This window comes from Rhodoglobus sp. GW821-FHT12B09 (assembly GCF_058809925.1).
This window is the reverse complement of record NZ_JBXATB010000003.1, coordinates 16,414-39,468: the sequence shown is the minus strand read 5'-3', so window position 1 is coordinate 39,468 and position 23,055 is coordinate 16,414. Positions and strand designations below refer to the sequence as shown.

The 23,055-nt window shown below is 69.9% G+C and carries 26 protein-coding genes and 1 tRNA gene; 13 read left to right on the top strand and 14 right to left on the bottom strand.

Going from position 1 to position 23,055, the window contains the following annotated elements:
* Positions 1–32 precede the first annotated feature (32 nt).
* Genes AC1RTC_RS07285 through AC1RTC_RS07275 form a run of 3 tightly spaced genes read left to right on the top strand, consistent with a single transcriptional unit; the run spans position 33 to position 2,841 of the window.
* Positions 33–362, top strand: coding sequence for a PLD nuclease N-terminal domain-containing protein (locus AC1RTC_RS07285; protein WP_493154825.1), 330 nt, complete (start codon positions 33–35; stop codon positions 360–362).
* A complete protein-coding gene (gene menD / locus AC1RTC_RS07280; protein ID WP_493154824.1) occupies positions 343–2,016 on the top strand; it encodes a 2-succinyl-5-enolpyruvyl-6-hydroxy-3-cyclohexene-1-carboxylic-acid synthase in 1,674 nt (557 codons plus the stop codon). The genes AC1RTC_RS07285 and menD overlap by 20 nt, the downstream gene beginning before the upstream one ends.
* Before the next feature lie 9 nt (positions 2,017–2,025).
* Positions 2,026–2,841: a polyphosphate kinase 2 family protein gene (locus AC1RTC_RS07275; protein ID WP_493154823.1), complete on the top strand. Its 816-nt coding sequence runs from the start codon at positions 2,026–2,028 to the stop codon at positions 2,839–2,841.
* Between the two features lie 81 nt (positions 2,842–2,922).
* On the opposite strand, the gene AC1RTC_RS07270 is transcribed toward AC1RTC_RS07275, so the two are convergent.
* Complete coding sequence (locus tag AC1RTC_RS07270) at positions 2,923–4,116, bottom strand: isochorismate synthase (protein WP_493154822.1); 1,194 nt, start codon at positions 4,114–4,116, stop codon at positions 2,923–2,925.
* 66 nt (positions 4,117–4,182) lie between these two features.
* On the opposite strand from AC1RTC_RS07270, the gene ubiE reads away from it, so the two are divergent.
* The 4 genes from ubiE to AC1RTC_RS07250 all read left to right on the top strand — a co-directional run bounded on the left by ubiE (position 4,183) and on the right by AC1RTC_RS07250 (position 7,831).
* Positions 4,183–4,950 carry a bifunctional demethylmenaquinone methyltransferase/2-methoxy-6-polyprenyl-1,4-benzoquinol methylase UbiE gene (gene ubiE / locus AC1RTC_RS07265; protein WP_493154821.1) on the top strand — a complete coding sequence of 256 codons (768 nt, stop codon included), beginning with the start codon at positions 4,183–4,185 and terminating at the stop codon, positions 4,948–4,950.
* Positions 4,947–6,020 (top strand): polyprenyl synthetase family protein, encoded by a 1,074-nt coding sequence (locus AC1RTC_RS07260; RefSeq protein WP_493154820.1) that lies wholly within the window; start codon positions 4,947–4,949, stop codon positions 6,018–6,020. Before ubiE ends, AC1RTC_RS07260 begins: the two co-directional genes overlap by 4 nt.
* Entirely contained in the window at positions 6,020–7,360 is a 1,341-nt protein-coding gene (locus AC1RTC_RS07255; protein WP_493154819.1) for an FAD-dependent oxidoreductase, read from the top strand. The genes AC1RTC_RS07260 and AC1RTC_RS07255 overlap by 1 nt, the downstream gene beginning before the upstream one ends.
* 156 nt (positions 7,361–7,516) lie before the next feature.
* Complete coding sequence (locus tag AC1RTC_RS07250) at positions 7,517–7,831, top strand: helix-turn-helix domain-containing protein (RefSeq protein WP_493154818.1); 315 nt, start codon at positions 7,517–7,519, stop codon at positions 7,829–7,831.
* 229 nt (positions 7,832–8,060) lie between these two features.
* On the opposite strand, the gene AC1RTC_RS07245 is transcribed toward AC1RTC_RS07250, so the two are convergent.
* The 6 genes from AC1RTC_RS07245 to AC1RTC_RS07220 form a co-directional block, all read right to left on the bottom strand.
* The gene (locus tag AC1RTC_RS07245; RefSeq protein WP_493154817.1) at positions 8,061–8,648 is read right to left on the bottom strand and encodes a ClpP family protease; all 588 of its coding nucleotides are present in this window, start codon (positions 8,646–8,648) and stop codon (positions 8,061–8,063) included.
* Positions 8,645–9,256 carry a ClpP family protease gene (locus AC1RTC_RS07240; protein WP_493154816.1) on the bottom strand — a complete coding sequence of 204 codons (612 nt, stop codon included), beginning with the start codon at positions 9,254–9,256 and terminating at the stop codon, positions 8,645–8,647. Before AC1RTC_RS07240 ends, AC1RTC_RS07245 begins: the two co-directional genes overlap by 4 nt.
* A 70-nt stretch (positions 9,257–9,326) precedes the next feature.
* Positions 9,327–10,799 (bottom strand): cardiolipin synthase, encoded by a 1,473-nt coding sequence (cls, locus tag AC1RTC_RS07235; protein ID WP_493154815.1) that lies wholly within the window; start codon positions 10,797–10,799, stop codon positions 9,327–9,329.
* A gap of 10 nt (positions 10,800–10,809) precedes the next feature.
* The gene (locus AC1RTC_RS07230) at positions 10,810–11,367 is read right to left on the bottom strand and encodes a hypothetical protein (RefSeq protein ID WP_493154814.1); all 558 of its coding nucleotides are present in this window, start codon (positions 11,365–11,367) and stop codon (positions 10,810–10,812) included.
* Complete coding sequence (locus AC1RTC_RS07225) at positions 11,364–11,960, bottom strand: hypothetical protein (protein WP_493154813.1); 597 nt, start codon at positions 11,958–11,960, stop codon at positions 11,364–11,366. The genes AC1RTC_RS07230 and AC1RTC_RS07225 overlap by 4 nt, the downstream gene beginning before the upstream one ends.
* A 4-nt stretch (positions 11,961–11,964) precedes the next feature.
* The gene (locus AC1RTC_RS07220) at positions 11,965–12,453 is read right to left on the bottom strand and encodes a YajQ family cyclic di-GMP-binding protein (protein ID WP_493154812.1); all 489 of its coding nucleotides are present in this window, start codon (positions 12,451–12,453) and stop codon (positions 11,965–11,967) included.
* A gap of 93 nt (positions 12,454–12,546) precedes the next feature.
* Between AC1RTC_RS07220 and AC1RTC_RS07215 the strand changes: the two genes are divergently transcribed.
* Positions 12,547–13,281: a lysozyme family protein gene (locus AC1RTC_RS07215; protein WP_493154811.1), complete on the top strand. Its 735-nt coding sequence runs from the start codon at positions 12,547–12,549 to the stop codon at positions 13,279–13,281.
* Here the strand turns inward: AC1RTC_RS07215 and AC1RTC_RS07210 are convergent.
* From AC1RTC_RS07210 to AC1RTC_RS07200, 3 genes are read right to left on the bottom strand one after another with little or no spacing between them, the layout of a single operon-like run.
* On the bottom strand, positions 13,278–13,748 hold the full coding sequence (locus tag AC1RTC_RS07210) for a type II toxin-antitoxin system VapC family toxin (RefSeq protein WP_493154810.1): 471 nt from the start codon (positions 13,746–13,748) through the stop codon (positions 13,278–13,280). The genes AC1RTC_RS07215 and AC1RTC_RS07210 overlap by 4 nt on opposite strands.
* Positions 13,718–14,035, bottom strand: coding sequence for a toxin-antitoxin system HicB family antitoxin (locus AC1RTC_RS07205; protein ID WP_493154809.1), 318 nt, complete (start codon positions 14,033–14,035; stop codon positions 13,718–13,720). The genes AC1RTC_RS07210 and AC1RTC_RS07205 overlap by 31 nt, the downstream gene beginning before the upstream one ends.
* Before the next feature lie 31 nt (positions 14,036–14,066).
* Positions 14,067–15,080 (bottom strand): LacI family DNA-binding transcriptional regulator, encoded by a 1,014-nt coding sequence (locus AC1RTC_RS07200; protein WP_493154808.1) that lies wholly within the window; start codon positions 15,078–15,080, stop codon positions 14,067–14,069.
* 120 nt (positions 15,081–15,200) lie between these two features.
* Here AC1RTC_RS07200 and AC1RTC_RS07195 point away from each other — a divergent pair.
* Positions 15,201–15,282 (top strand) — tRNA-Tyr (locus tag AC1RTC_RS07195).
* 297 nt (positions 15,283–15,579) lie between these two features.
* Here the strand turns inward: AC1RTC_RS07195 and AC1RTC_RS07190 are convergent.
* Both AC1RTC_RS07190 and AC1RTC_RS07185 read right to left on the bottom strand, forming a co-directional pair.
* Entirely contained in the window at positions 15,580–15,729 is a 150-nt protein-coding gene (locus AC1RTC_RS07190; protein WP_493154807.1) for a hypothetical protein, read from the bottom strand.
* Positions 15,726–16,148 (bottom strand): Hsp20/alpha crystallin family protein, encoded by a 423-nt coding sequence (locus tag AC1RTC_RS07185; protein ID WP_493154806.1) that lies wholly within the window; start codon positions 16,146–16,148, stop codon positions 15,726–15,728. Before AC1RTC_RS07185 ends, AC1RTC_RS07190 begins: the two co-directional genes overlap by 4 nt.
* A gap of 159 nt (positions 16,149–16,307) precedes the next feature.
* Here AC1RTC_RS07185 and AC1RTC_RS07180 point away from each other — a divergent pair, with 159 nt between their 5' ends.
* Entirely contained in the window at positions 16,308–16,922 is a 615-nt protein-coding gene (locus tag AC1RTC_RS07180) for a hypothetical protein (RefSeq protein WP_493154805.1), read from the top strand.
* Between the two features lie 21 nt (positions 16,923–16,943).
* Here AC1RTC_RS07180 and AC1RTC_RS07175 read toward each other — a convergent pair whose 3' ends face one another.
* Positions 16,944–17,567, bottom strand: a complete 624-nt coding sequence (locus tag AC1RTC_RS07175) for a TetR/AcrR family transcriptional regulator (RefSeq protein ID WP_493154804.1) — start codon at positions 17,565–17,567, stop codon at positions 16,944–16,946.
* 93 nt (positions 17,568–17,660) lie between these two features.
* On the opposite strand from AC1RTC_RS07175, the gene AC1RTC_RS07170 reads away from it, so the two are divergent.
* The 3 genes from AC1RTC_RS07170 (at position 17,661) to AC1RTC_RS07160 (ending at position 21,208) form a co-directional block, all read left to right on the top strand.
* Positions 17,661–19,151 (top strand): MFS transporter, encoded by a 1,491-nt coding sequence (locus tag AC1RTC_RS07170; RefSeq protein WP_493154803.1) that lies wholly within the window; start codon positions 17,661–17,663, stop codon positions 19,149–19,151.
* Between the two features lie 202 nt (positions 19,152–19,353).
* Positions 19,354–20,154: an inositol monophosphatase family protein gene (locus AC1RTC_RS07165; RefSeq protein ID WP_493154802.1), complete on the top strand. Its 801-nt coding sequence runs from the start codon at positions 19,354–19,356 to the stop codon at positions 20,152–20,154.
* 193 nt (positions 20,155–20,347) lie between these two features.
* Complete coding sequence (locus AC1RTC_RS07160; protein WP_493154801.1) at positions 20,348–21,208, top strand: M23 family metallopeptidase; 861 nt, start codon at positions 20,348–20,350, stop codon at positions 21,206–21,208.
* Between the two features lie 4 nt (positions 21,209–21,212).
* On the opposite strand, the gene AC1RTC_RS07155 is transcribed toward AC1RTC_RS07160, so the two are convergent.
* Positions 21,213–22,940 carry a glycoside hydrolase family 13 protein gene (locus AC1RTC_RS07155; RefSeq protein ID WP_493154800.1) on the bottom strand — a complete coding sequence of 576 codons (1,728 nt, stop codon included), beginning with the start codon at positions 22,938–22,940 and terminating at the stop codon, positions 21,213–21,215.
* Positions 22,941–23,055: the final 115 nt, after the last annotated feature.

The following is a 23,055-nucleotide window of genomic DNA, read 5'->3' as shown; positions in this document are numbered from 1 at the left end:
CTGCGTGCAGGATGCGCGCCTACAATTGGCCCATGGCCCGCCTGTTCGTGATCGTCCCCTTCATCGTGATCGGGTTGTACGTCTTCGCGATCGTCGACCTGGTCCTCACCGAGAACTCCCGGGTCCGCGCGTTCCCGAAGCTCGGCTGGGGGCTCGTCATCGTCCTCCCGATCGTCGGCGCGCTTCTCTGGTTCATCTTCGGCAAGGAGCGCGGCGACCGCGGCGGCCAGCGCCGCACCGTCGCGCCCGACGACGACCCCGCGTTCCTCGCGAACCTGCGGCGCGACGAGGAGCAGGACGAGCGCATCCGCCGTCTCGAGCAGGAGCTCGCCGAACTCGACGATGACCCGCCCAAAGACTGAGTCGCCGGCCACTGATTTCGCGGTGGCCCTCCTCGGCGGTCTCATCGACAAGGGCGTCCGCGACATCGTGCTGAGCCCCGGCTCGCGCTCGCAGGCCCTCGCCCTCGCCGCCGCCGAGTACGAGCGCCTCGGACTCGTCAGACTGCGCGTGCGCATCGACGAACGGGTCGCGGGATTCCTCGCGCTCGGCCTCGCCGTCGAGACCGGCCTGCCCGTGCCGATCATCGCGACCTCCGGCACCGCCGTCGCCAACCTGCACCCGGCAGTCCTCGAGGCTCATCACTCCCGAGTGCCGCTCATCGTGCTCAGCGGTGACCGCCCGGACGAGCTGCGCGGCATCGGCTCCAACCAGACCACCGAGCAGCCCGGCATCTTCGGCGCGGCCGTGCAGCGCACCTGGGACGTCGGCGCGCCGACGGGCGAGGACGGCGAGCAGGATGCCGCGGCAGAACTCGCGCGGGCGGCCTTCGCGGCGGCGTCCGGCGGTCCCGTGCACCTGAACCTCGCGTTCCGGGAGCCGTTGTCGGCGGCGGTGAGGCTGTCGCCGGTGGAGCCCGTCGAAACCCGCTGGGACCAGGGCTTCGATACGGCCGCGGGCGGCCTACTCAACCCGCTGGTGCTCACCCACTCCCCGCACACCGTCGTCATCGCCGGTACCGGCGCGGGCCCGCGCGCCGAGGAGGTCGCGCGCGAGCTCGGCGCCCCCCTGCTCGCCGAGGTCGCGAGCGGAGCCCGCTTCGGCCCGAACCTCGTCGTCGCCTACCGCGAGCTGCTGCACGAGCCGGAGTTCGGCGGCGCCGTCGAGCGAGCGATCGTGTTCGGGCACCCCACGCTCAGCCGCGAGATCCCGGTGCTGCTGCAGCGCGACGGGGTCGAGGTGCTCGTCGTGCGCGGGGCGTCCGCCGACGACTACAACCCCGGCCACCGCGTGGCGGCCTTCGCCGACGCCGTGACGGTCGACGGGGCGCCCGGCCCGCGGGAGTGGCCGGGGCGCTGGGTGGCGGCGTCGCGCGCGCTCGCCCAGTCGGACGATGTGGCTCCGGATACCTCGGCTCCCGCTGGCGAGCACGCCAGGGCCGAGCTCGCCGCGGTCCGGGCCGCCGTGACCCGCACGGCCCTCGCCGAGGCGGTCTGGCGTGCGACCTGGCCGCACGACCGGCTCGTGCTCGGGGCATCCCGGCTCATTCGCGAACTGGACCGCACCGTCACCGGCAAGAAGATCAGCGTGCACGCCAACCGGGGCCTCGCGGGCATCGACGGGACGATCGCCACGGCCATCGGCATCGCGCTCGCGTCGCAGGCCGGCGAGTCAAGGGGCACCACGCGGGTGCTGCTCGGCGACCTCGCCCTGCTGCACGACGTGGGCGCCCTGCTGTTCGGCACCGGGGAGCCGCGGCCGCGCATCCAGGTGATCGTGGGCAACGACCACGGCGGCACGATCTTCGACGGGCTCGAGGTGGCGCAGACCGCGGGCGATGACACGAGCACGGCGGCCTTCGAGCGGGTGCTCCTCACCCCGCAGGAGGTATCCGTCGAGCAGCTCGCCGCGGCCTACGGCTGGGACTACGTGCGCGTCGACACCCGCGGCCAGCTCGACCAGGCGCTCACGGCATCCCTGGGGCCGACCATCGTGGAAGTGCCGCTCGGTCGCTAGGTTGAGGGGATGACAGCGCTATCTCCCGTCGGCGAGGGTTTCGACCTCGCGAAGGTCGACCCTGATTCCACGCCCGGCGCGGAGGACCGCAAGCACGCCGAGAAGCAGCTTGCCAAGAACGTCGACGAGCTCGGCTCGCTGCAGGAGAAGCTCTTCGCGGAGAGCAAGTTCGAGGGAAGGCGCAGCGTGCTGCTGGTGCTGCAGGCGATGGACACCGCGGGCAAGGGCGGGATCATCCGGCACGTCGTCGGCGGAGTCGACCCGCAGGGCGTGCACCTGCACGCGTTCAAGGCGCCCACGGACGAGGAGAAGAAGCACGACTTCCTCTGGCGGGTGCGCAAGGAGCTGCCGCTGCCGGGCCAGATCGGCGTCTTCGACCGCTCGCACTACGAGGACGTGCTGATCCACCGCGTGCGCGGCTTCTCGACGCCGGAGGCCATTGAGGAGCGCTACGGCATCATCCGCGACTTCGAGGCCTCGCTCACTGACACGACGATCATCAAGGTCATGCTGCACATCTCCGCCGACGAGCAGAAGGCCCGCCTGCAGGAGCGCCTCGACAACCCCGAGAAGAACTGGAAGTTCAACCCGGGCGACATCGACGAGCGCCAGCACTGGGCCGCGTACCAGGAGGCGTACCAGATCGCGCTGACGCGCACATCGACTCCGGATGCCCCCTGGTACGTGGTGCCCGCGAACCACAAGTGGTACGCCCGCTGGGCGGTGCAGGGGCTGCTGCTCGATGCACTGCGCGGCTTGAAGCCCGAGTATCCCGCTGTGGACTACGACGTCGCCGCCGAGAAGGAGCGGCTCGCGGCCACGTAGCGGGTTGAGTAAGGCGCTCTGGCGCCTGTATCGAAACCGGGTGCTCGACAGGGGGTTTCGATACGGCCGCGGGCGGCCTACTCAACCCGCCTTCGGGGCGAACGCCTCCACGATCGGCCGCAGCTTGAGCGCCGTCTCCGCGAGCTCCCGGGCCGGGTCGGAGCCCGCCACGATGCCCGCACCGGCATAGGCGGTTACCGTCTCGCCGTCCACCTGGGCGCACCGCAGGGCGATCGCCCACTCCCCGTCGCCGTGGGCGTCGACCCAGCCGACCGGTCCGGCGTACCGTCCGCGGTCGAAGGGCTCGAGCTCGGCGATCAGGTCGAGCGCGGCCGCGGTGGGGGAGCCGGCGACCGCGGCCGTGGGGTGGAGCGCCGCCACGAGGTCGAGGGCGGAGGAGCCGCCGCGGAGGGTGCCCGTGACGTCGCTGGCGAGGTGCCACAGGTTCGGCAGGCGCAGCGCGTACGGCGGGCGGGCGGTGAGCGCCGAGCTGAGCGGACCGAGCGCGTCGAGCACGCTGCGGATCGCGAAGGAGTGCTCCTCGACGTCCTTGCGGGAGGCGCTGAGGGTGGAGGCCGCGGTGGCGTCTGCCGTGGCATCCGCCCCCCGCGCAGCGCTGCCCGCCAGGACGCGGGCGCTCACGGTGCCGCCGCTCGAGCGGACCAGCGTCTCGGGGCTCGCGCCGAGGAGCCCGGCGACAGCGAAGGTGTACGTGTCCGGGTAGGCCTCGGCGAGTCGCGTGAGAGGGAGCCTGAGGTCCGCATCGGCCGGGATGCCCGCCACCAGGTCGCGCGCCAGCACAGCCTTGCGCGGCTCGCCGGCGCGAATGCGCTCGACCGCCGCCGCCACTGCCGCGCGGTACCCGTCGGCGGACTGCGCCCCCGGCTCGAAGGCCGCGGAGAACTGCCGCCCTGCGGGGGCGGGGGCCGGGGCATCCCCGATGCGGGTCGTCCAGCTGACCCCGTCGCGGCGGCCGAGCACTACTGCCGGGACGATCAGCACGCTCGTGGCCGCGGAGGAGTCCGCGAACGCGAAACTGCCGAACGCGATCAGCCCCGAGCCCGGCAGGCGCACGTCGTCGGAGACCGTCGACCGGGCAGAGAGGTCGCGCCAGGCGGCCGCGGCATCCGCGATGCGACTGGGGCCCGTGAACTCGAGGCGCAGCGCCTCGCCGAGCCCGATGATGCCGTCGCCGTTGCGGAGGAACGCGAGCGGACTGCGGGAGTCGAGCTGCTCCAGAAGTGAGCCGTGGTCCGCTGAGGCTTTGGTGCTCACGTCCACCCTCCTACCCTACCTTCGGCTCCGAACCCTCCCTGTGGACGAGAACCGTAGACTTGCCTTGTGAGCAAGGCGGATATGAACAAGCAGCCGGATGAGGTCGCCGGCATGTTCGACGACGTCGCGAAGCACTACGACCGCATGAACAACGTGCTGTCGGCCGGTAACGCGGTGCTGTGGCGGGCCGCCATGGTGCGCGCGGTCGCCCCGGTGGCCGGGGAGCGCATCCTCGATGTGGCCGCCGGCACGGGCACCAGCTCGGCCGCCCTCGCCCGCTCCGGCGCCGAGGTCATCGCGCTCGACTTCTCCGCGGGCATGGTCGCCGAGGGGCGCCGCAAGCACAAGAAGATCGAGTTCGTCGAGGGCGACGCTGAGAAGCTGCCCTTCCCCGACAACCACTTCGACGCCGTCTCGATCAGCTTCGGGCTCCGCAACGTCAACGAGCCGAAGGTGGCGCTCGCCGAGATGTACCGCGTGCTCAAGCCGGGCGGCCGCGTCGTGGTGTGCGAGTTCTCCAAGCCGCCAATCGCCATCTTCCGCGCCGGCTACTGGGCGTACCTGCAGTACGCAATGCCCCTCATTGCGGACCGCATGAGCTCGAACCCCGCCGCGTACACGTACCTCGCGGAGTCGATCAAGGAGTGGCCCGACCAGGGCGAGCTGAGCCAGTGGATCCGCGGAGTCGGCTTCACGCGCGTGGCGTACCGCAACCTCACCGGCGGCATCGTCGCCCTGCACCGAGGCCGGAAGCCCGTCGACGCGACAGTGCTCGCGTCGGTGGCCAAGCGCCAGGGCAACGCGACGAGGCCGATCAAAGTAGTCGGCTCGTGAGCGCGGCTGCTCCCCTTGCTCGACGCACCAGCCTGAGCTCCTCACTGGGCCTCGGCGAGAAGCTGTTCGCGTCGAGCGACGAGCGCCGCTTCGCGGCGGCGATCGAGGAGGGGCTCGAGACCGTCGAGGCCGGCCTGCTCGCCCAGATGCACTACGCGGACGAGGTGGCGGATGCCACGAGCCGCTACCTCCTCGACGCGGGCGGCAAGCGCGTCCGCCCCGTTCTGACGCTCCTCGCGGCCCAGCTCGGTGAGGGCAACAACCCGCACGTGATCACTGCTGCCCAGGCCGTCGAGATCACGCACCTCGCATCGCTGTACCACGACGACGTCATGGACGAGGCGCAGATGCGCCGCGGCGTGCCCTCCGCCCAGACGGTCTGGGGCAACTCGGTGGCGATCCTCACCGGTGACCTGCTGTTCGCCCGCGCCAGCAAGCTCGTCTCGAGCCTGGGCGAGCGCGCGATCACCCTGCAGGCCGACACCTTCGAGCGCCTGTGCCTCGGCCAGCTGCACGAGACCATCGGGCCGCGGCACGACGAGGACCCGGTGGCCCACTACCTCCAGGTGCTCGCGGACAAGACCGGCTCGCTCATCGCCACCGCGGCTGAAGTGGGCGTGATCTTCTCGAACGCCTCCGAGGACTACGTCGTGCCCGTCCGCACGTTCGGCGAGAAGGTCGGCGTCGCCTTCCAGCTGATCGACGACATCATCGACCTCTCCGACAAGACCGAGGTCACCGGCAAGACCGCCGGCACCGACCTGCGTGCGGGCGTCTCCACGCTGCCGCTGCTGTACCTGCGCGAGCTCGCGAAGACCGACTCCGACGCCGACGACCTGCTGCGGCGGATCGAGCGGGACGTCACCACCGCGTTCTACGGGGAGGCCGACGAGGCCGACCTGAGCGCCGCGATCGCCGAGCTGCGCGATCACTCGGTGACCGCTCGGACCCTCGAGGAGGCCCACCGCTGGGCCCGCGAGGCTGTCGACGCCCTGGCACCCCTGCCCGACGGACCCGTCAAGAAAGCCCTGACCCGATTCGCCGACTCGATTGTGGAGCGCTCCAACTAGTGACTGAGAAACTACGTCTGGCCATCGTGGGAGCAGGGCCGGCAGGCATCTACGCTGCCGACATCCTGCTCAAGGCCGAGAAGCAGTTCGACGTGTCGATCGACCTGTTCGAGCAGCTGCCGGCGCCCTATGGACTGGTCCGCTACGGCGTCGCCCCCGATCATCCCCGCATCAAGGGCATCATCACCGCGCTGCGCGACGTGCTCGACTCGGGCGACATCCGCCTCTTCGGCAACGTGTACTTCGGCCGCGACATCACCCTCGACGACCTCAAACAGCACTACAACGCCGTGATCTTCTCGACGGGCGCGATCCGGGATGCCGCGCTCGACATCCCCGGGATCGACCTGCCCACCTCCTACGGCGCCGCCGACTTCGTGAGCTGGTACGACGGCCACCCGGACTTCCCGCGCGAGTGGCCCCTCGAGGCGTCCTCCGTCGCCGTCATCGGCAACGGGAACGTCGCGCTGGACGTCGCGCGCATCCTCGCGAAGCACGCCGACGACCTGCTGCCGACCGAGATCCCGGCCAATGTGTACGACGGACTCAAGGCCTCGCCCGTGACGGACGTGCACGTGTTCGGCCGCCGCGGCCCCGCTCAGGTGAAGTTCTCGCCGCTCGAGCTGCGCGAGGTCGGCGAGCTGCGCGACGTCGACATGGTCGTCTACGACGAGGACTTCGACTACGACGAGGCCTCGAAACTGGCCATCGAGACGAACAAGCAGGTCATGGTCATCGACCGGGTGCTCACCCAGTGGCGCTCGCGCGAGGTCGGCACGGCATCCCGTCGCCTGCACCTGCACTTCTACGCCAACCCGGTGTCGTACGACGGGGCGGTGTTCCGGTACGAGCGCACCGAGCCCGACGGCGAGGGCGGCGTGCGCGGCACGGGCGAGATCCGCGAGGTCCCGGTGCAGGCGCTGTACCGCGCGGTCGGCTATTTCGGGTCGCCGCTCGACGGCATTCCGTTCGACGAGAAGCGCGGTGTCATCCCGAACCGAGAGGGCCAGGTCATCGACGACAACGACGAGCCCGTGCACGGCGTCTACGCCACCGGGTGGATCAAGCGCGGACCGGTGGGCCTCATCGGGCACACCAAGAGCGACGCGATGGAGACCATCAAGAACCTCATGAACGGCCAGGCCAGCTGGTGGAGCCCCGCCCACCCTTCTGAGGAGTCGGTGGTCGAGCTCCTGCGCTCGCGCGGCGTCGAGTTCACCAACCTCGACGGCTGGCACAACCTCGACGAGCACGAGCTCGCCCTGGGAGAGCCGCAGGGCCGCACGCGCATCAAGGTCGTCGACCGCGACGAGATGGTGCAGATCTCCAACAAGAGCTAGGCGCCGATGCGCCCCTCCCGGCCCATGCGGAGGTTTCGACACGACGCTGTCGCCGACGCATCCGCATGGCGCCGAAACCTCCGCATGCGCCGCGGGAGGCTTCTGCTCAGAGCAGAATTGCGCGGGATGCCCCAAGCCGCCGCCATACGATGAGGCATGGCCGACATCCTGAGGTTCCCAGCCCCTGAGCCGCTCTGGCGCGACGTTCTCGGCGAGAAGCTCCGAGCCGCGCGGACCGGCCGCGGCGAGACGCTCACCGACACCGCGGCGCGTGCCGGGATCTCGCCGCAGTACCTCTCCGAGATCGAGCGCGGCCGCAAGGAGCCCTCGAGCGAGATGATCGCGGCCGTCGCCGGGGCACTCGGCACGAGCCTCGTCGACCTCACCACCGAGGTCGCCGAGCACCTCCGCGGCGCGCAGGACCTCCGCGGCGCGCAGGACCGGCGCGGCGCTCTCCTCCTCGCCGCTTAGCTTGTATTCCGCCTCCGACTCCGTCCCCGCCCACGTTCCGGCCCTTGGCCTTGGCCCGTGCGCAGAACGTTCACCGTTTGTAGGACACGGAGACCGGCGGGTGGCGGCTGCGGGGCTGCCGCCCGAACGTCCTACGAACGGTGAAGGTCTGAACGTCCTCGCGTCCTACGAACGGTGAGCGTCTGTACGTCTGAGGGGGTAGCCGCGGCGGCGCGGCCGCCCGAACCGCCTAGCGGCGCAGCACCACCTGGTCCACGAGGCCGTACTCGACGGCGCCGCGGGCGGTGAACACCCGGTCGCGGTCGGTGTCGTGGCGCAGCTTCTCCAGCGACTGGCCGGTGTGCTCCGCAAGGATCTCCTCGATGTCGGCCCGCACCCGCACTACCTCGTCGGCCTGGAGGATGAGGTCCGGTACGGTGCCCTGCCCGCGCGCGGCGGGCTGGTGCAGCACGACCCGGGTGTGGGGCAGCACCGAGCGGCGACCTCGCGTCCCTGCGGCGAGCAGCACCGCGCCGGCCGCGACCGCCTGGCCGACGCACGTGGTCGCCACGGGCGACTGGATGTACTGCATGGTGTCGTACACCGCGAGCATCGAGGTCATGTCGCCGCCCTCGCAGTTGATGTAGAGGTTGATCTCCTGCTCGGAGCCCTGCGCCTCGAGGTGCAGCAGCTGGGCGATCAGCACGTTCGCAACACCGGAGTCGATCGCGGTTCCCAGGTAGACGATGCGCTCCGCCAGAAGGTGCGAGTAGACATCCATGATCCGCTCGCCCCGGGGGTGCTGCGCGATCACGTTCGGGATCGTGTAGCCGCTCATGCGCGCGACCCCAGTCCGATCGGCTGGCGGCGGGCGGGGGCGACATCGTCGAACGAGCCGACGACGCGGTCGATGAATCCGTACTCGACGGCCTCGCGGGCGGTGTACCAGCGGTCGTGCAGGGAGTCCTCGAAGATCTGGTCGTAGGTCTGGCCGGTGTCGAAGGCGATGATCCCGAGCACGGTCTCGCGCATGTGCCGAAGGTCGCCGGCCTGCACCTCGACCTCCACCGCGGTGCCGCCGATGCCGGCGGAGCCCTGGTGCATGAGGATCCGCGCGTGCGGCAGCGCGAGGCGCTTGCCCGGCGTGCCCGCCGAGAGCAGGAACTGCCCGGCGCTGCACGCGAGCCCGATCGCGAGCGTCCCGACGTCGCACGGCACCAGCCGCATGACGTCGCGGATGGCGAGCATCGAGGCGACCGAGCCGCCGGGGGAGTGGATCCAGAGGCGGATGTCGGCGCGCTCGTCCTCCGCCGCGAGCATGAGCAGCTGGGTGGCGAGCAGGGTTCCGTTGTCGTCGTCGAGGGGGCCGTCGAGCACGAGCACGCGCTGCTGGAGCAGGCGCTCGCGGGCGTTGGCGTCGAACTGGGGCTGGGGCTTGTCGGTCATACGGACAGCCTGCGGCCGGGCATCCGGATGCCGCAGCGAATGCTGCTCTGGGCAGCGCTGCCGAGGGCAGCTACTGAACCGCCGCCGTGAGCCGCGCGATGTTGTCGAGGGTCGCCGAGAACGAGCTGCGGTTGTTCCACTCCTCGAGGGTGAGCTCGCGGCTGTCCTTCCGGTACTGGTCCTCGATGCCGCGCAGCGACGTGAGGAACGACTCCCCGCGCACCATGACCGAGACCTCGAGGTCGAGGGTGAAGGAGCGCATGTCCATGTTGCTCGAGCCGATCACCGAGATCTCGTCGTCGACGGTCATGTGCTTCGCGTGCAGGATGGTCGGTGCCTTGTAGAGGTAGATGACGACCCCCGCCTTGAGCAGCGCCTCGTAGTAGCTGCGCTGTGCGTGGTAGACGAAGAACTGGTCCCCGATCTCCGAGACGAAGAGCTCCACGTGGATGCCCGACTGGGCTGCCGTCGTGATCGCGTAGAGCATCGAGTCATCCGGCACGAAGTAGGGGCTGACCAGGATGATCTTCTCCTGCGCCGCGTACACGAGCGAGTTGAACATGCGCAGGTTGTTCTCGCCGGCGAACCCGGGCCCGCTCGGTACCACCTGGCAGTCGAGCTTGCCCTTGCCGCTCTCGCGCACGGGTGCTGCCTCGCGCTCGAGCAGCTCGTCCGTCTCGGAGTACCAGTCGGTCACGAACAGCGCGTCGATGCCGGCCACGACCGGCCCCTCGAAGCGCGCCATGAAGTCTTTCCAGTGCAGGTGGCGCTTGTGGTTCTTCTTGCGCTGGTAGCCGGTCTCGACGACGTTCTGCGAGCCCGTGTAGGCGATCGTGCCGTCGACGACGAGCAGCTTGCGGTGGTTGCGCAGGTCGGGCCGGCGGATGCGGCCCCTCAGGGGCTGGAACGGCAGCATCAGGTGCCACTCGATCCCCATCTTGTTGAGGCGCCTCTTGGTGCGGCGGTAGCCCGGGTACTGGAAGTTGCCGAGGTGGTCGAGCAGCACGCGCACGACGACCCCGCGCTTGTGCGCGTCCTCGAGGGCGTCGAAGAACGGCTTCGTCACCTCGTCGAGCAGCAGGATGTAGAACTCCACGTGCACGGTCTTCGTCGCCTCGCGGATCGACTGCGTCATCGCGTCGAGAGACTCCTGGTTGTCCGCGTAGAGCGTCGCACTGTTGCCGCCGACAAGGGGCATGGAGCCGAGCTTGCGGTTGAGCTCGACCACCGACTCCAGCCACTTCGGCCAGGGCGGGTCGCGCTCGACCCGGTCGAAGCCCTCGGTGGTCTCCAGGATGTAGTCGTTGATCTGCCGCTGACGGCGTCGGCGGCGGCGCGGCAGCCGGGCGCTGCCCACGAGCAGGAAGAGCAGGATGCCGAGGTACGGGATGAAGAAGATGGCCAGCAGCCAGGCGAGCGCGGTCTGGGGCCGGCGGTTGCGCGGCACGTAGATGACGGCGAGCACGCGGATCGTGAAATCCACGAGGAAGAGGACGACCGCGAGTGTGACGCTGAACCACCCGTCGTTGGTCGTCGCACTCATGCTCGGCAGTCTATCGACGGGCACTGTCGAGGCGGGCGCCCCCTTTCGGACCCCACTGCACGCTGAGGAAGCTCTTCGCGCCGACGCTCGTCTCGAGCGCGATTCCGGTCGTGTCGAAGGCCTCCCGGCTCGTGCACGAACCGCCGCCGCTCTCCCCGTCGACGAAGGCCGTCACGCACACATTGCCGCCGGTCGTGATGAGGCCGAAGACGTCCCAGGGCCCGAGGCTCCCGAGCCAGCGGATGTCGTCGGCCCCGGCCGGAGCCCCGGGCCACACCGGCACGCCCCGCTGCGGCGCGCCGAAGACGTCGAGGGAGGGCGTGGGCGCGAGGGCGATCCCGGTCGCGAGGGCGGCGGCCGCGAGGGCCGCTCCGGCGAGCAGCAGCAGGCTGCGGGCGGGCGGGGATGCCACGGCAGGGGCCTCGACGGGCGACGGGGGCTCGGGCATCCGGTCGCGGTCCGCGAGGAGCTGCAGCGCGGCCTGGGCCTCCGCGGCATCCGCCGCGCTCACCGGACGGCCGTACGCCCGCCGCCGCAGCTCATCGAGCTCGTTCTCGGGTCCGCTCACGGCTGCGCGGTCGCGCCCAGCGGGCCCGCGTAGAACGCCGGCCCGCCCTCGGGCCCCCACACCACGGTGAGCGCGGGGCCCTGCATCGACGTCGTGCCGTAGGCGAGCCGGAGGCCGCTGTCGGCGAATTCCAACGGGGAGGTGCAGGTGATGCGGGTTCCGACGCCGTGCACGAGGCTGAGGCAGACGAAGCCCTGCGTGGTCCGGTAGGCGTAGAGCCGGGAGCCGTCGAAGTCGGCGAGCCAGCGGACCGTGCCATCGTCGGCGCCGATCGGGGACTCGACGCCGGAGAGGATCGCCCAGGCGGGTGCCGTGAGGTCGTCGAGGGTCTGCGCCCGGTCGAACACCGCCAGTGATCCGCCGGGCGCCGGAGTGCTCACGACCGCGGCCAGCGCGGAGAGGGCCGCGAGGGCGGCGAGCGCGACCTTCAGCCGCCCCGCCGTCAGGTGCTGCGCGGGCGGGGTGTACCAGGTGTCGTCCACGTGCTCCGGAACGGCCAGTCTCGCGAGCTCCGCCTGCGCCTCCGCGGCGTCCGCCTCGCTCGTCGGACGCGCGTACGCCCGCCGTTTCAGGTCGGCGAGCGGGTCGGACATTGTTCTACCGGAAGTTCACGAACTGCAGCGCGATGTCGAGGTCCTGGCCCTTGAGCAGTGCCATCGTGGCCTGAAGGTCGTCTCGGCTCTTGGAGGAGACCCGGAGCTCGTCTCCCTGGATCTGGCTCTTCACACTCTTGGGGCCCTCGTCGCGGATGATCTTCGCGACCTTCTTGGCGTCCTCCGACGAGATGCCGTTCTTGAGGCTGACCTCGATGCGGTACTCCTTGCCGCTCGGGTACGGGTCGCCGGCGTCGAGGCTGCGGAGGGAGATGCCGCGCTTGATGAACTTGGCCTCCAGAACCTCGAGGACCGCCTTCACGCGCTCCTCGGCGCTGGCCTTGAGCAGCAGCTTCTCGCCGCTCCACTCCACGGATGCTCCAACGCCCTTGAAGTCGTAGCGCGTGAGGATCTCCTTCTGCGCCTGGTTGACGGCGTTCTCCGCCTCCATGTGGTCGACCTTGCTGACGATGTCGAAAGTGGAATCTGCCATGCGCCCATGGTACTTCGCGGTGTTCGCGTGCGTCCCTCCCGATTTTCGCGACCCGCCAGTGCAACCCTCAGCCAGGCGTGGTGGGATGGGCGGATGAACCGCCGCGTGATCCTCGCCATTGCCGCGGCCGTGGCCGCCCTGGCGCTGGTGGTGGTCGGCGTGATCGCACTGCAGCCGCGCGAGCCGCTGGAGCCGAACGAGCCGTCCGCGGTGCAGGCGGACCCGCCGCCGCTCGCCGCCGCCCCGACCGGCCCCGGCTACACCGGCATGGTCGACCCGGACTGGGCGAAGCGCACGGCGGCGGCCACCGGCATCCCGCTGCTGGCTGTTCTCGCGTACGCGGGCGGGGCGATCCGTGCCGCCGAGGTCTACCCCGACTGCGGGATCGGCTGGAACACGCTCGCGGGCATCGGCCTCGTGGAGAGTGACCACGGCTCGTTCGGGGGCTCGTCGATCGGGCCCGACTTCACCGTGACACCGCCGATCTACGGGGTCGTGCTCGACGGCGGAGAGACCGAGCACATCCCCGACACCGACGACGGTGCCTACGACGGGATCAGCGACTACGACCGGGCGATCGGGCCGATGCAGCTCATCCCGCAGACGTGGGAGAGCTGGCCGTCGGACGGCAACGGGGACGGCGTTCCCGACCCGCAGAACATCGCGGATGCCGCGATCGCCGCCGCGAACCACATGTGCCGGGCGAGCGGAGGGATGTCGACGGCCGAAGGGTGGCGCGCGGGCATCGCCGCGTACAACTCGGGCGGCGACTACCTGCGGAAGGTGGCGTCCGCGGCGCAGCAGTACCTCGACGAGGCTGCGGGCTAGAGCACGGTGTAGCCCCAGCTGGCCGCCACTCGGGCCTGCTCCGCGTCACGGGTGACGAAGGCGCGCTCCTCGTGGGGCTCGGCGAGGGCGCCGAACGAGAGGTGGGCGCACGCGAGCTGCCAGGCGTCCATGGCCCGCAGCCCGTAGTCGCGGACGATCTTCAGGGCGATCAGCTCGAGTTCTGCCTGGTTGGCGTCGAGGACGAAGAGGCTGCCGTCGATCGGATCGACGTCCCTGAGGAACGCTGCCTCCAGTTCCTCGAACACGAAACGGCCGGTGCGGGCCGCGCGGACGAAGGCGCTCGTGGTCTCGATCCTGGTCCAGGAGCCCGTGATCGTGGTGACCTGCGGGTCGCGGATGAGCGTGTGCGGCGCTCCGCTGCCTGTTTCGTCCGTGAGATAGGAGCGGACGACGGCGGAGGAGTCGAGGTAGGCGATCACGGCGAGCGGTCCGAGCCCCGCTGCCACGCGATGAGCTCGTCGATCTCGTCCAACTCCGGAGGGGAGGCGCGGAGTGAGTCGAGCTCGGCGAGGAGCTCGGGCGTCGGTGGCGGGGGCAGGACACCGGAGCCCGAGATCTCACCCACCTGCATGAGCCTGAGACGCAGGCGATCGGTGCGGGAGAGCTGCGCCGGGTCGATCCCCAGTCCGAGGATGTCGTTGGCGAGGGCGTTGACGGAAGTCCCCTTGGCCCGGGCCTGGCTGACGAGCTGCGCGTGCAGCTCGTCAGGGACGCGGAGCAGGAGCTGCTTCATCCCGCGATGATATCAGTTACGTGCAGTGATATCAGGACGGCCGGGACGTGCTCGACCGCACGATCAGCTCGAACGGCAGCGGCGTGTTCACGGAGTCGACCTCGCGGTGGCCGGGGTTTAGCTGGTCCATGAGGATGTCGACCGCCATGCGGCCCTGCAGCGCGGGGAACTGCGCGATGGTCGAGAGGCCGAAGAACTCCGACAGCTCGTGGTCGTCGACGCCAACTACCGAGACGTCGCCCGGCACCGACAGGCCGAGGTCGCGCGCGGCGAGGATCGTGCCGATCGCCATCTCGTCCGACGCAGCGAACACCGCGGTCGGCCGCTTGCGCGGGTTGCCCAGCAGCTGCTTCGCGGCCGCGTAGCCGCCCTGCAGGGTGAAGTCCGCGGCCTGGAACAGCTCGGGGTCGGGGGTCACGCCGGCCGCGAGCAGCGCCGCCTCGAACCCGCCCCGGCGACGGGTGGGCACGTGGAAGTCCATCTCGGAGTCGCTGTCGCCGCCAATGTGGGCGATCACCGTGTGGCCGAGCGAGAGCAGGTGCTCTGTCGCGAGCCGGGCGACGCCGGGGTCGTCGATGCTCAGCGTGCGGACGCCCTGGATGGTTCCCCCGACGCCGACGATCGGCTTGCCCATGTCGTGCAGGCGCCCCACCTCAGACTCGGTGAGCTCGAGGGCGATGGCGATGACCGCATCCACCCGCTTGCGCAGCAGGAAGTGCTCGAACACCAGCCGGCGCTCCTCGCCCCCGCCGCCGAGGTTGTACAGGGTGAGGTCGTAGCCGTGCCCGAGCAGCGCGCTCTCGGCGCCCTCCAGCACGGCGCCGTAGAACCACCGGTTGAGGAACGGGATGACCACCCCGACGTTCTTGGTGCGGCCGGTGGCGAGGCTCGAGGCGTTCGAGGAGACGACGTACTCGAGCTCGAGCGCGGCGGCGTGCACGCGTTGGCGCGTGGCCTCCGACACGTGGCCGTTGCCGCTCAGCGCCCGGGAGACGGTTGCCGTGGAGACGCCCGCGAGCTGGGCGACCTCGTTGATACCCGGCATGACGATCCTCCTCGACTGCCCGATTCTATCCGCGGCCGACTGGTCACCATCGCGGCTCCGAACCTTGTATCCTTGTTCAGCGCGTTCGGTCAGGTGAATACATGTGGTCGGAAGCGCCCCGGCAAGTTACCCAAGCGGCCAAAGGGATCTGACTGTAAATCAGACGTTTTCAACTTCGGGGGTTCGAATCCCTCACTTGCCACGGAAACTAGAAGTGCCCTCCCGTCTTTCTTGGGAGGGCACTTCTTGTTTCCGTGGGTAGTGGAGGACGAGAAGCCTCTCGTGGGCCCCCGCTGAGCAGTCCAGAAGATCGCGCCCTGCCCAACACTGCTCAGGTCCGCGAGACTGCGCGGTTTTCTGGCGGCTCAGTAGGGGAGTCGAATCCCTCACTTGCCCCGGACGAAAGCCCCGGAGTCTCCATGACTCCGGGGCTCTCTCGCTCTCGTGGGCCTGAATCACCCGTGTTCGCCGATACGTACCCGCGGCGATCAGATGGACCTCAGGCTGCGCGCAGCGGCGGGCCGCCGAGGAACTGCGAGCCGGGCCGTCGTACATTCGTGGAGTCCGTTCCCCGCCGGAGGTTCAGCGCCGGCGTGAGACGCGCCTTGACGTTGGGCAGCGGGAGCGCGTACTTGGGGCGTCGCGTCATGCGGACACCTCCTTGGCGCGCGCCTGCGAGACGACCGCGATCTTCCTGGGCTTGGCCCGCTCGGCCACCGGAACGATGACCGACAGGACTCCGTGCTCGTAGTTCGCGGCGATCCGCTCGACGTCGACACCGTCGCCGAGCGTGAACTGGCGCATGTAGCTGCCGTAAGGGCGCTCGTGCGCGAGCCACTTGACCTCCTCGCTTGCCGGCGCGTGCCGCTCAGCGCGAATCGTCAGCAGCTGGCCGTCGACATCAAGGTCGACGCTCTCCGGATCAATGCCGGGCAGGTCGGCGCTGAGGATGTACTGGTCGCCATCTCGGAACAGATCCACCGGCATGACCCGAGGAGCTCGAGCGGTATCGAATGCGCCGGATGCGAGGCGGTCGAATTGAGCGAGGACATCAAACGGACTGGACATTGTCTTTCTCCTTTCGAATCACGTGGAGGATTTCCACGACAACGTTTTAGCACTCTCCGCCTTCGAGTGCCAACAGGTTTTCAGCGAACTCGAAGCTCGACCCCGCCTACTCGTGAACGTGTCGGCTGGACTAGAACCCACGCGACATAGGCTCGAACCATGCGAGCTATCCTCGTCGCGGCCCTGGTCGTCCTCGCGCTCGCGGGCTGCACAGCGCCGCCGCTGAACACCCCGCCGAAGGGCCTCACGCAGGCGGAGGCCGAGCAGCGGGTCGCGGACGGCCTGAAGCTGTGGTGGACCCTTACCGCTCCGCGGGACGCGCCGATGCCGACGGCGGAGCCCATCGAGTACGTCGACCCCGCCGACGGCGTCGACAAGTCGCTCGTGTGCTTCACCGAGAAGACCGGCGTGCGGTCCGCGACGTACAACTCCAGGAATGGCTCCTGGGACGGTCCCGACGGAGACCGCCTGACGGACGGCCAGAATCGCGCCCTCTTCATCTGCAACCTCCAGTACCCGTACGACCTCTCCGACCCCGCCGCCGCCGGCATGTACTCCGCGGACGAGCGAGCCTGGGCCTGGAACTACCAGCACACCCGGCTGGTTCCGTGCCTGCAGCTGATGGGCTACCCGGTCGAGAACCGCGATGACGGCTACATCCCGAGCACGCCCTGGTGGAGTCCGTACGACGAGCTGACGCCCACGCCGTCGGCGGAGGAGTGGGAGCTCATCGACGCGCGGTGCCCGCCGTCGCCGTACGGGCCGACGCGGTAGGAGGAGCAGCCGCGATTCGACTCAGCCCGCGGTGACCCGCACGCCCGCCGCCGGCAGGATCACGTTGTCGATGTTCGAGATCAGGTACTCACGGTCGACCGGGATGCGCAGCATCAGCACGCGGTAGGCGACCATGGCCGGCCCGATCATGCACAGGAGGTCGATGGGGCTGTCGGCCGGGATCTCCCCGCGGTCGACGGCGCGCTGGAAGAGGATGCGGTTGGCCGCGGCGCGGGGCTCGACGAGGGCCTCGCGCGCGGCATCCGCCATCTCGGGGCTCCGGGAGATCATGGAGACGATGCCCGCCATGACCTTGAGCTTCTGCTCGCCGTCGCGGATGCTCGGCGGCTTGATCATCGCCACGAGGTCGCCCCGCAGCGTGCCGGTGTCGGGTAGGGAGTCGAGGTCGATCGCGCTCGCCTTCATGCACGCGACGGCGTCGAGCACCAGGTCGGGCTTGGACGGCCAGCGGCGGTAGAGCGTCGCCTTGCCGGCCTTCGCGCGGGCCGCCACCATGTCGATGGTCATGCCGTCGTAGCCGGTCTCGGCGAGGACGTCGAGGGTGGCGTCCAGGATGTCCTGGTCGCGGGTGCGGTCCATCTTGCGACCGAGCTTCGCGGGTGCGTCGAGGTCAGTCTGCGCCATTGCGACCGCCCTTTCTGTTGCTCCCATGTTACCAACGGGTGAATTCCAGAACTGTGTATATCCGGAACTCCAGAGTACCGTATAGTTTCCGTCATGTCTGAAAATCCTGCACCCGCGGCCAACAGCCGCCGCTGGGTAACCCTCGTTGTTGTGGGCCTCGCCCAGCTCATGGTGGTGCTCGACGCCACCGTCGTGAACATCGCCCTCCCCTCCGCCCAGCTCGACCTCGGCTTCTCCGACGGCGAGCGCCAGTGGATCATCACCGCGTACTCCCTCGCCTTCGGCAGCCTCCTGCTGCTGGGCGGCCGCCTCTCCGACCTCATGGGCCGCAAGCGCACGTTCATCATCGGGCTGGTCGGGTTCGCCGTCGCGTCCGCACTCGGCGGCGCGGCCGGATCCTTCGAGCTGCTCGTCGCCGCCCGCGCGCTCCAGGGAGCATTCGGCGCCCTGCTCGCCCCCACCGCCCTCGCCGTGCTGACCACGACCTTCGTGATCCCGAAGGAGCGGGCCCGCGCGTTCGGCGTCTTCGGCGCCATCGCCGGTGCCGGCGGCGCGGTCGGCCTTCTGCTCGGCGGCCTCCTCACCGAGGCCCTCGACTGGCGCTGGAACCTCTACATCAACGTCGCCATCGCCGCGGTCGCCCTCGTCGGCGCGCTCATCTTCGTGCCGCAGATCGCCCGCAGCGGTCCGCGCCCGAAGCTCGACATCCCCGGCACCGTGCTCGTCTCGGGCGCCCTCTTCAGCCTCGTCTACGGGTTCTCCAACGCCGAGACCGAGGGCTGGGACTCGCCGCTGACGTGGGGCTTCCTCGCCGCGGCCGCCGTACTGCTCGTCGCCTTCGTCGTGTGGCAGCGCAGGGCCGCCCACCCGCTCCTGCCGCTGTCGATCATCCTCGACCGCAATCGCGGGGCAGCGTACAGCTCGGTGCTGATCGCGGGCGCCGGCATGTTCGGCATCTTCCTCTTCGTCACCTACTACCTGCAGGCGACGCTGCACTACTCGCCCATCCAGACCGGGCTCTCGTTCCTGCCGATGATCGCCATGCTCGTCGTCGCGGCCCAGCTCGGCACCAACTTCCTCGTGCCGCGCCTCGGCCCGAAGATCATGGTCCCGGCGGGCATGACGCTGGGCGTGATCGGGATGATCTACCTCACGCACCTCGATGCATCGAGCTCGTACGCCGCCGACATCCTGCCGCCGCTGATGATCCTCGGCTTCGCGATGGGCACCATCATGCCCGCGTCCATGCAGACCGCCACCCTCGGGGTCGACCGCCAGTTCGCCGGCGTCGCCTCGGCGATGGTGAACACGAGCCAGCAGGTCGGCGGCTCGATCGGCACCGCGCTGCTGAACACGCTCGCGGCGACGGCGGCGACCGACTACCTCGCGTCGCACACTCCGGTGACCGAGATGATCGGCACCCAGGCCGCGATCGCGAGCTACTCGACCGCGTACTGGTGGGGCGCTGGCTTCTTCGCGCTGGGAGCCGTGATGTCAGCGCTGCTGTTCCGCCGCCGGGGCCAGGGCCTCTCGCTCGCGAACGCGCACCTCGCGGAGCCGACGGCGGAGCCCGTGCTCGCGTAGGTATACCGCATGGAACCACGATCGGTCTACCCCTGGGCGTGTCGCCCTGGATCGTGCAAAGCTTTCACTTACACGAGGGGGACGGGTAAGCCTGCTCGTGCTTCAAGCTGGTCACCATTGATTCGGGTTCGATGGTGACCAGCTTTCCCTTTGCCGCGGGCGAGGTGAGCGCCGCGGGTGCGCGACTCCGTAGGGTTGAGGGGTGCCCCACGACGAACTCCTCGACCTCGCCCGCAGCATCGCACTCGAGGCCGGAGCGCTCGCACGGCAGCGCCGTCACGAGGGCGTCGAGGTCGCGGCATCCAAGTCGTCCCCCGTCGACATCGTCACCGAGGCCGACCGCGAGACTGAGCGACTGATCCGGGATGCCCTTGCGAAGGCCCGCCCGGCCGACGGCTTCTTCGGCGAGGAGAGCGGGGCAGAGGCCGGCACCAGCGGACTGACCTGGGTGGTCGACCCCATCGACGGCACCGTGAACTTCCTCTACGGCATCCCGCACTACGCCGTGAGCATCGCCGTCGTCGAGGGCGAGCCCGACCCGCTCACCTGGACCGCGCTCGCCGCGGCGGTGGTGAACCCCGCGAGCGGCGAGCTGTTCACCGCCGCGGCCGGAGGCGGCGCGTTCCTGGGCGACGAGCCGATCCGGGTCGCGCCCGCGGTGGAACTCTCGCAGGCGCTGGTGTCCACGGGCTTCGCGTACGACTCGGGCGAGCGCGGCCGGCAGGGCGCACTCGTGTCGCAGCTGCTGCCGGCGGTCCGCGACATCCGGCGCATGGGCACTGCCTCGCTCGACCTGTGCTTCGTGGCGTGCGGCCGCGCCAACGCCTACTACGAGCGCACCCTCAGTCCCTGGGACCACGCTGCCGGTGCGCTCATCGCGCGCGAGGCCGGTGCGACGGTGAAGGGCCTCGGCGACGCCGCCCCGAGCCGGGACTTCATCCTCGCCGCGCACCCCGAGCTCGCGGTGCGCCTCGAACGGGAGCTCGTGCGGCTCGGACTCTAGCCGGACGCTGGTCAACCGGGGGACGAGCCGTTACCCTAGTGTTACCCGTTGCATGCGCGCGTATCTAGTGCCCGCGTATCGATGCCCGAAGAATCGGATCGCCGGCGCGCCCGCGATTGCTTTTTAGAGGAGAGTTGATCTTGTCATTGCGAGCGTTCCGCACCGCGGTGACCCCTCTCCCGGTTGCCGCCCTATGACCGACCTCGAACCGACCCCGCTCACCCGGCGCGAGCTCCGCGAGCGCGAGCAGCTTCGCCAGGCCCGCCCCGCGGAGCTGCCCAAGCGCAGCGCTATCGCGCCGAAGGGCCGGGGCCGGATGTCGCGCACCACCCGCCGCGCCGTGTCGAAGTCGCTCCAGCAGAAGGGCAAGCGCCGCACGAGCCTCGCGTCGAAGCTCGTCTCCGTGGTCGCGCTGCTCTTCGCCGGAACGCTCGTCGTGGCCGTGTCGATCCCCGCGAACCTGTTCGTCACCGATGCCTCCGCCGTCACCGACGACACCCCAGTCGCCGACGTCGAGACCCAGAGCCTCAAGGTGTCCGCGGAGGCGCAGGACGCGGCCCCCGTCCGCGATAGCTTCGAGGCCATCTCGTACGCCCAGGCCCTCGCCCTCAAGTACGCGGGGGTCGACTACGGCTACGAGGTGACCTCCGGCGCGGTCCGCTGGCCGTTCCCGTACGCGGTGCCGATCACCGACGGCTTCGGCCCGCGCGACGGCGGCTTCCACAAGGGCGTCGACTTCGTGCCGGGCGCTGGCACCCCGATCTACGCGATCGCGGACGGCGTCGCGACCACGGCCACCTTCGACGACTCCGGCTACGGCCAGCACGTCGTCCTCCAGCACAACCTCGGCGGTGTCGATGTCGAGAGTCTCTACGGCCACATGATCGAGGGCTCCAGCCCCATCGTGCTCGGCCAGCAGGTGAAGGTCGGCGACTTCCTCGGGCTGGTCGGCGACACCGGCGTCGCCTACGGCGCGCACCTGCACTTCGAGATCCACATCGACAAGGTGCCGGTGGACCCGTTCGCCTGGCTGCAGGCGAACGCCGTCAACTAGCTGCCTACTGCGCGAGCAGCCAGACTGTCGTGTCCGTCGGCAGTGCGCCGCCCACGATCGGCTCGCTTGAGAGCACGATATCCCCGACCGGCAGCTCCACCGCGATCTTGCCGAGGTTGGTGATGACCGTCACGTCGCCGTTGCGGAACGCCACGACCTTCTTGCCGTAGTCGGTGATCCACTCGAGCGCGCCCGTGCCGAGGCCGTGCTCCGAGCGGAGGGAGAGAGCGGCTTTGTACATCTCGAGGGTGCTGCCGGGCACGCCCTCCTGCGCGTCGCGGGCGTAGGGCGCCCAGTCCGCCGGCTGCGGGAGCCAGCTCTTGCCCGTCTGGTTGAAGCCGTAGGCCGGGCTCTTCGCCTCCCAGGGGATCGGCACGCGGCATCCGTCACGACCGTACTTCTCGCCGTTGGTGCGGAACCACGTCGGGTCCTGTCGGGCGGAGTCGGGCAGTTCCATGTCTTCGGGCAGCCCGAGCTCCTCGCCCTGGTAGAGGTAGGAGCTGCCGGGAAGCGCGAGCATGAGGGATGTCGCGGCGCGGGCCCGCCGCAGGCCGAGGGCGGTGTTCGGCTTGCCGGGCGACTTGGGGCCGATGCCGGCGCCCTGGGGGCTGTCGGCGGTGAGCGCGAGGCGCGAGGCGTGGCGCACGACGTCGTGGTTCGACAGCACCCAGGTGCTCGGGGCGCCGACGCCCGCAAAGGCGTCGATGGACTCCTGGATGACGCGGCGCAGCGGCTTCGCCTTCCAGTCGGTGAACATGTAGGCGAAGTTGAAGGCCTGGCTCATCTCGTCGGGCCGGACCCAGAGGGCGACCTTCGTGAGCGGGTCCACCCAGGCCTCGGCGCAGAGCACGCGGTCCCCCTCGTACTCGGCGAGCACCTCGTGCCAGCCGCGCCAGATGTCGTGCACGCCGGGCTGGCCCCAGTAGGGCGGGTCGGGGGTGACGTCGGTGATGCCGGGGGTGAGGTCGGTGCCGCCCATGCTCGCGCCCTCCGCCGGGGGCGTGTAGTCGGGGAGGCCGGCCTCCTTGATCATGCCGTGGGCGACGTCGACGCGGAAGCCGTCAACGCCCCGGTCGAGCCAGAAGCGCAGGATGCTCTTGAACTGGTCGCGCACCCACGGGTTCTCCCAGTTGAGGTCGGGCTGCGACTTGTCGAAGATGTGCAGGTACCACTGGCCGGGGGTGCCGTCCGGGCGGGTGACGCGCTCCCACATCGGGCCGCCGAACACCGACTCCCAGTTGTTCGGGGCGATATCGCCGTTCGGCCCCTTGCCGTCGCGGAACATGTAGCGGTCGCGCTCGGGCGAGCCCTCGGGGGCGGCGAGCGCGGCCTTGAACCACTCGTGCTGGTCGGAGGTGTGGTTGGGCACCATGTCCGCGATGACCTTGAGGCCCAGCCCGTGGGCGGTCTCCAGGAGTGCGTCGAAGTCGGCGAGCGTTCCGAAGAGCGGGTCGACGTCGCAGTAGTCGGAGACGTCGTAGCCGGCATCCTTCTGCGGGGAGCGGAAGAAGGGGGAGAGCCACACGGCGTCGACCCCGAGCTCGGCGAGGGCCGGCAGGCGCCGGGTGATGCCGGGGAGGTCGCCGACGCCGTCGCCGGTGGAGTCGGCGAAGGAGCGCGGGTAGATCTGGTAGATGACGGCACTGCGCCACCACTCGTCTCCGGTGGCCGTGATCAGCGCCTTCGGGAGCTCGGCGGGCACGACGGAATCCGGGGCACTCTCGAGGGTCATGCGAACACGATACGGCACTGTAAGCGCTTGCACGAACCGCGCCCGCGAACCGTCACAGGCTCGTCATACTCTGGAAACACGACGAAGGGATGCCCCTGGCCGGCACGATCGGCAA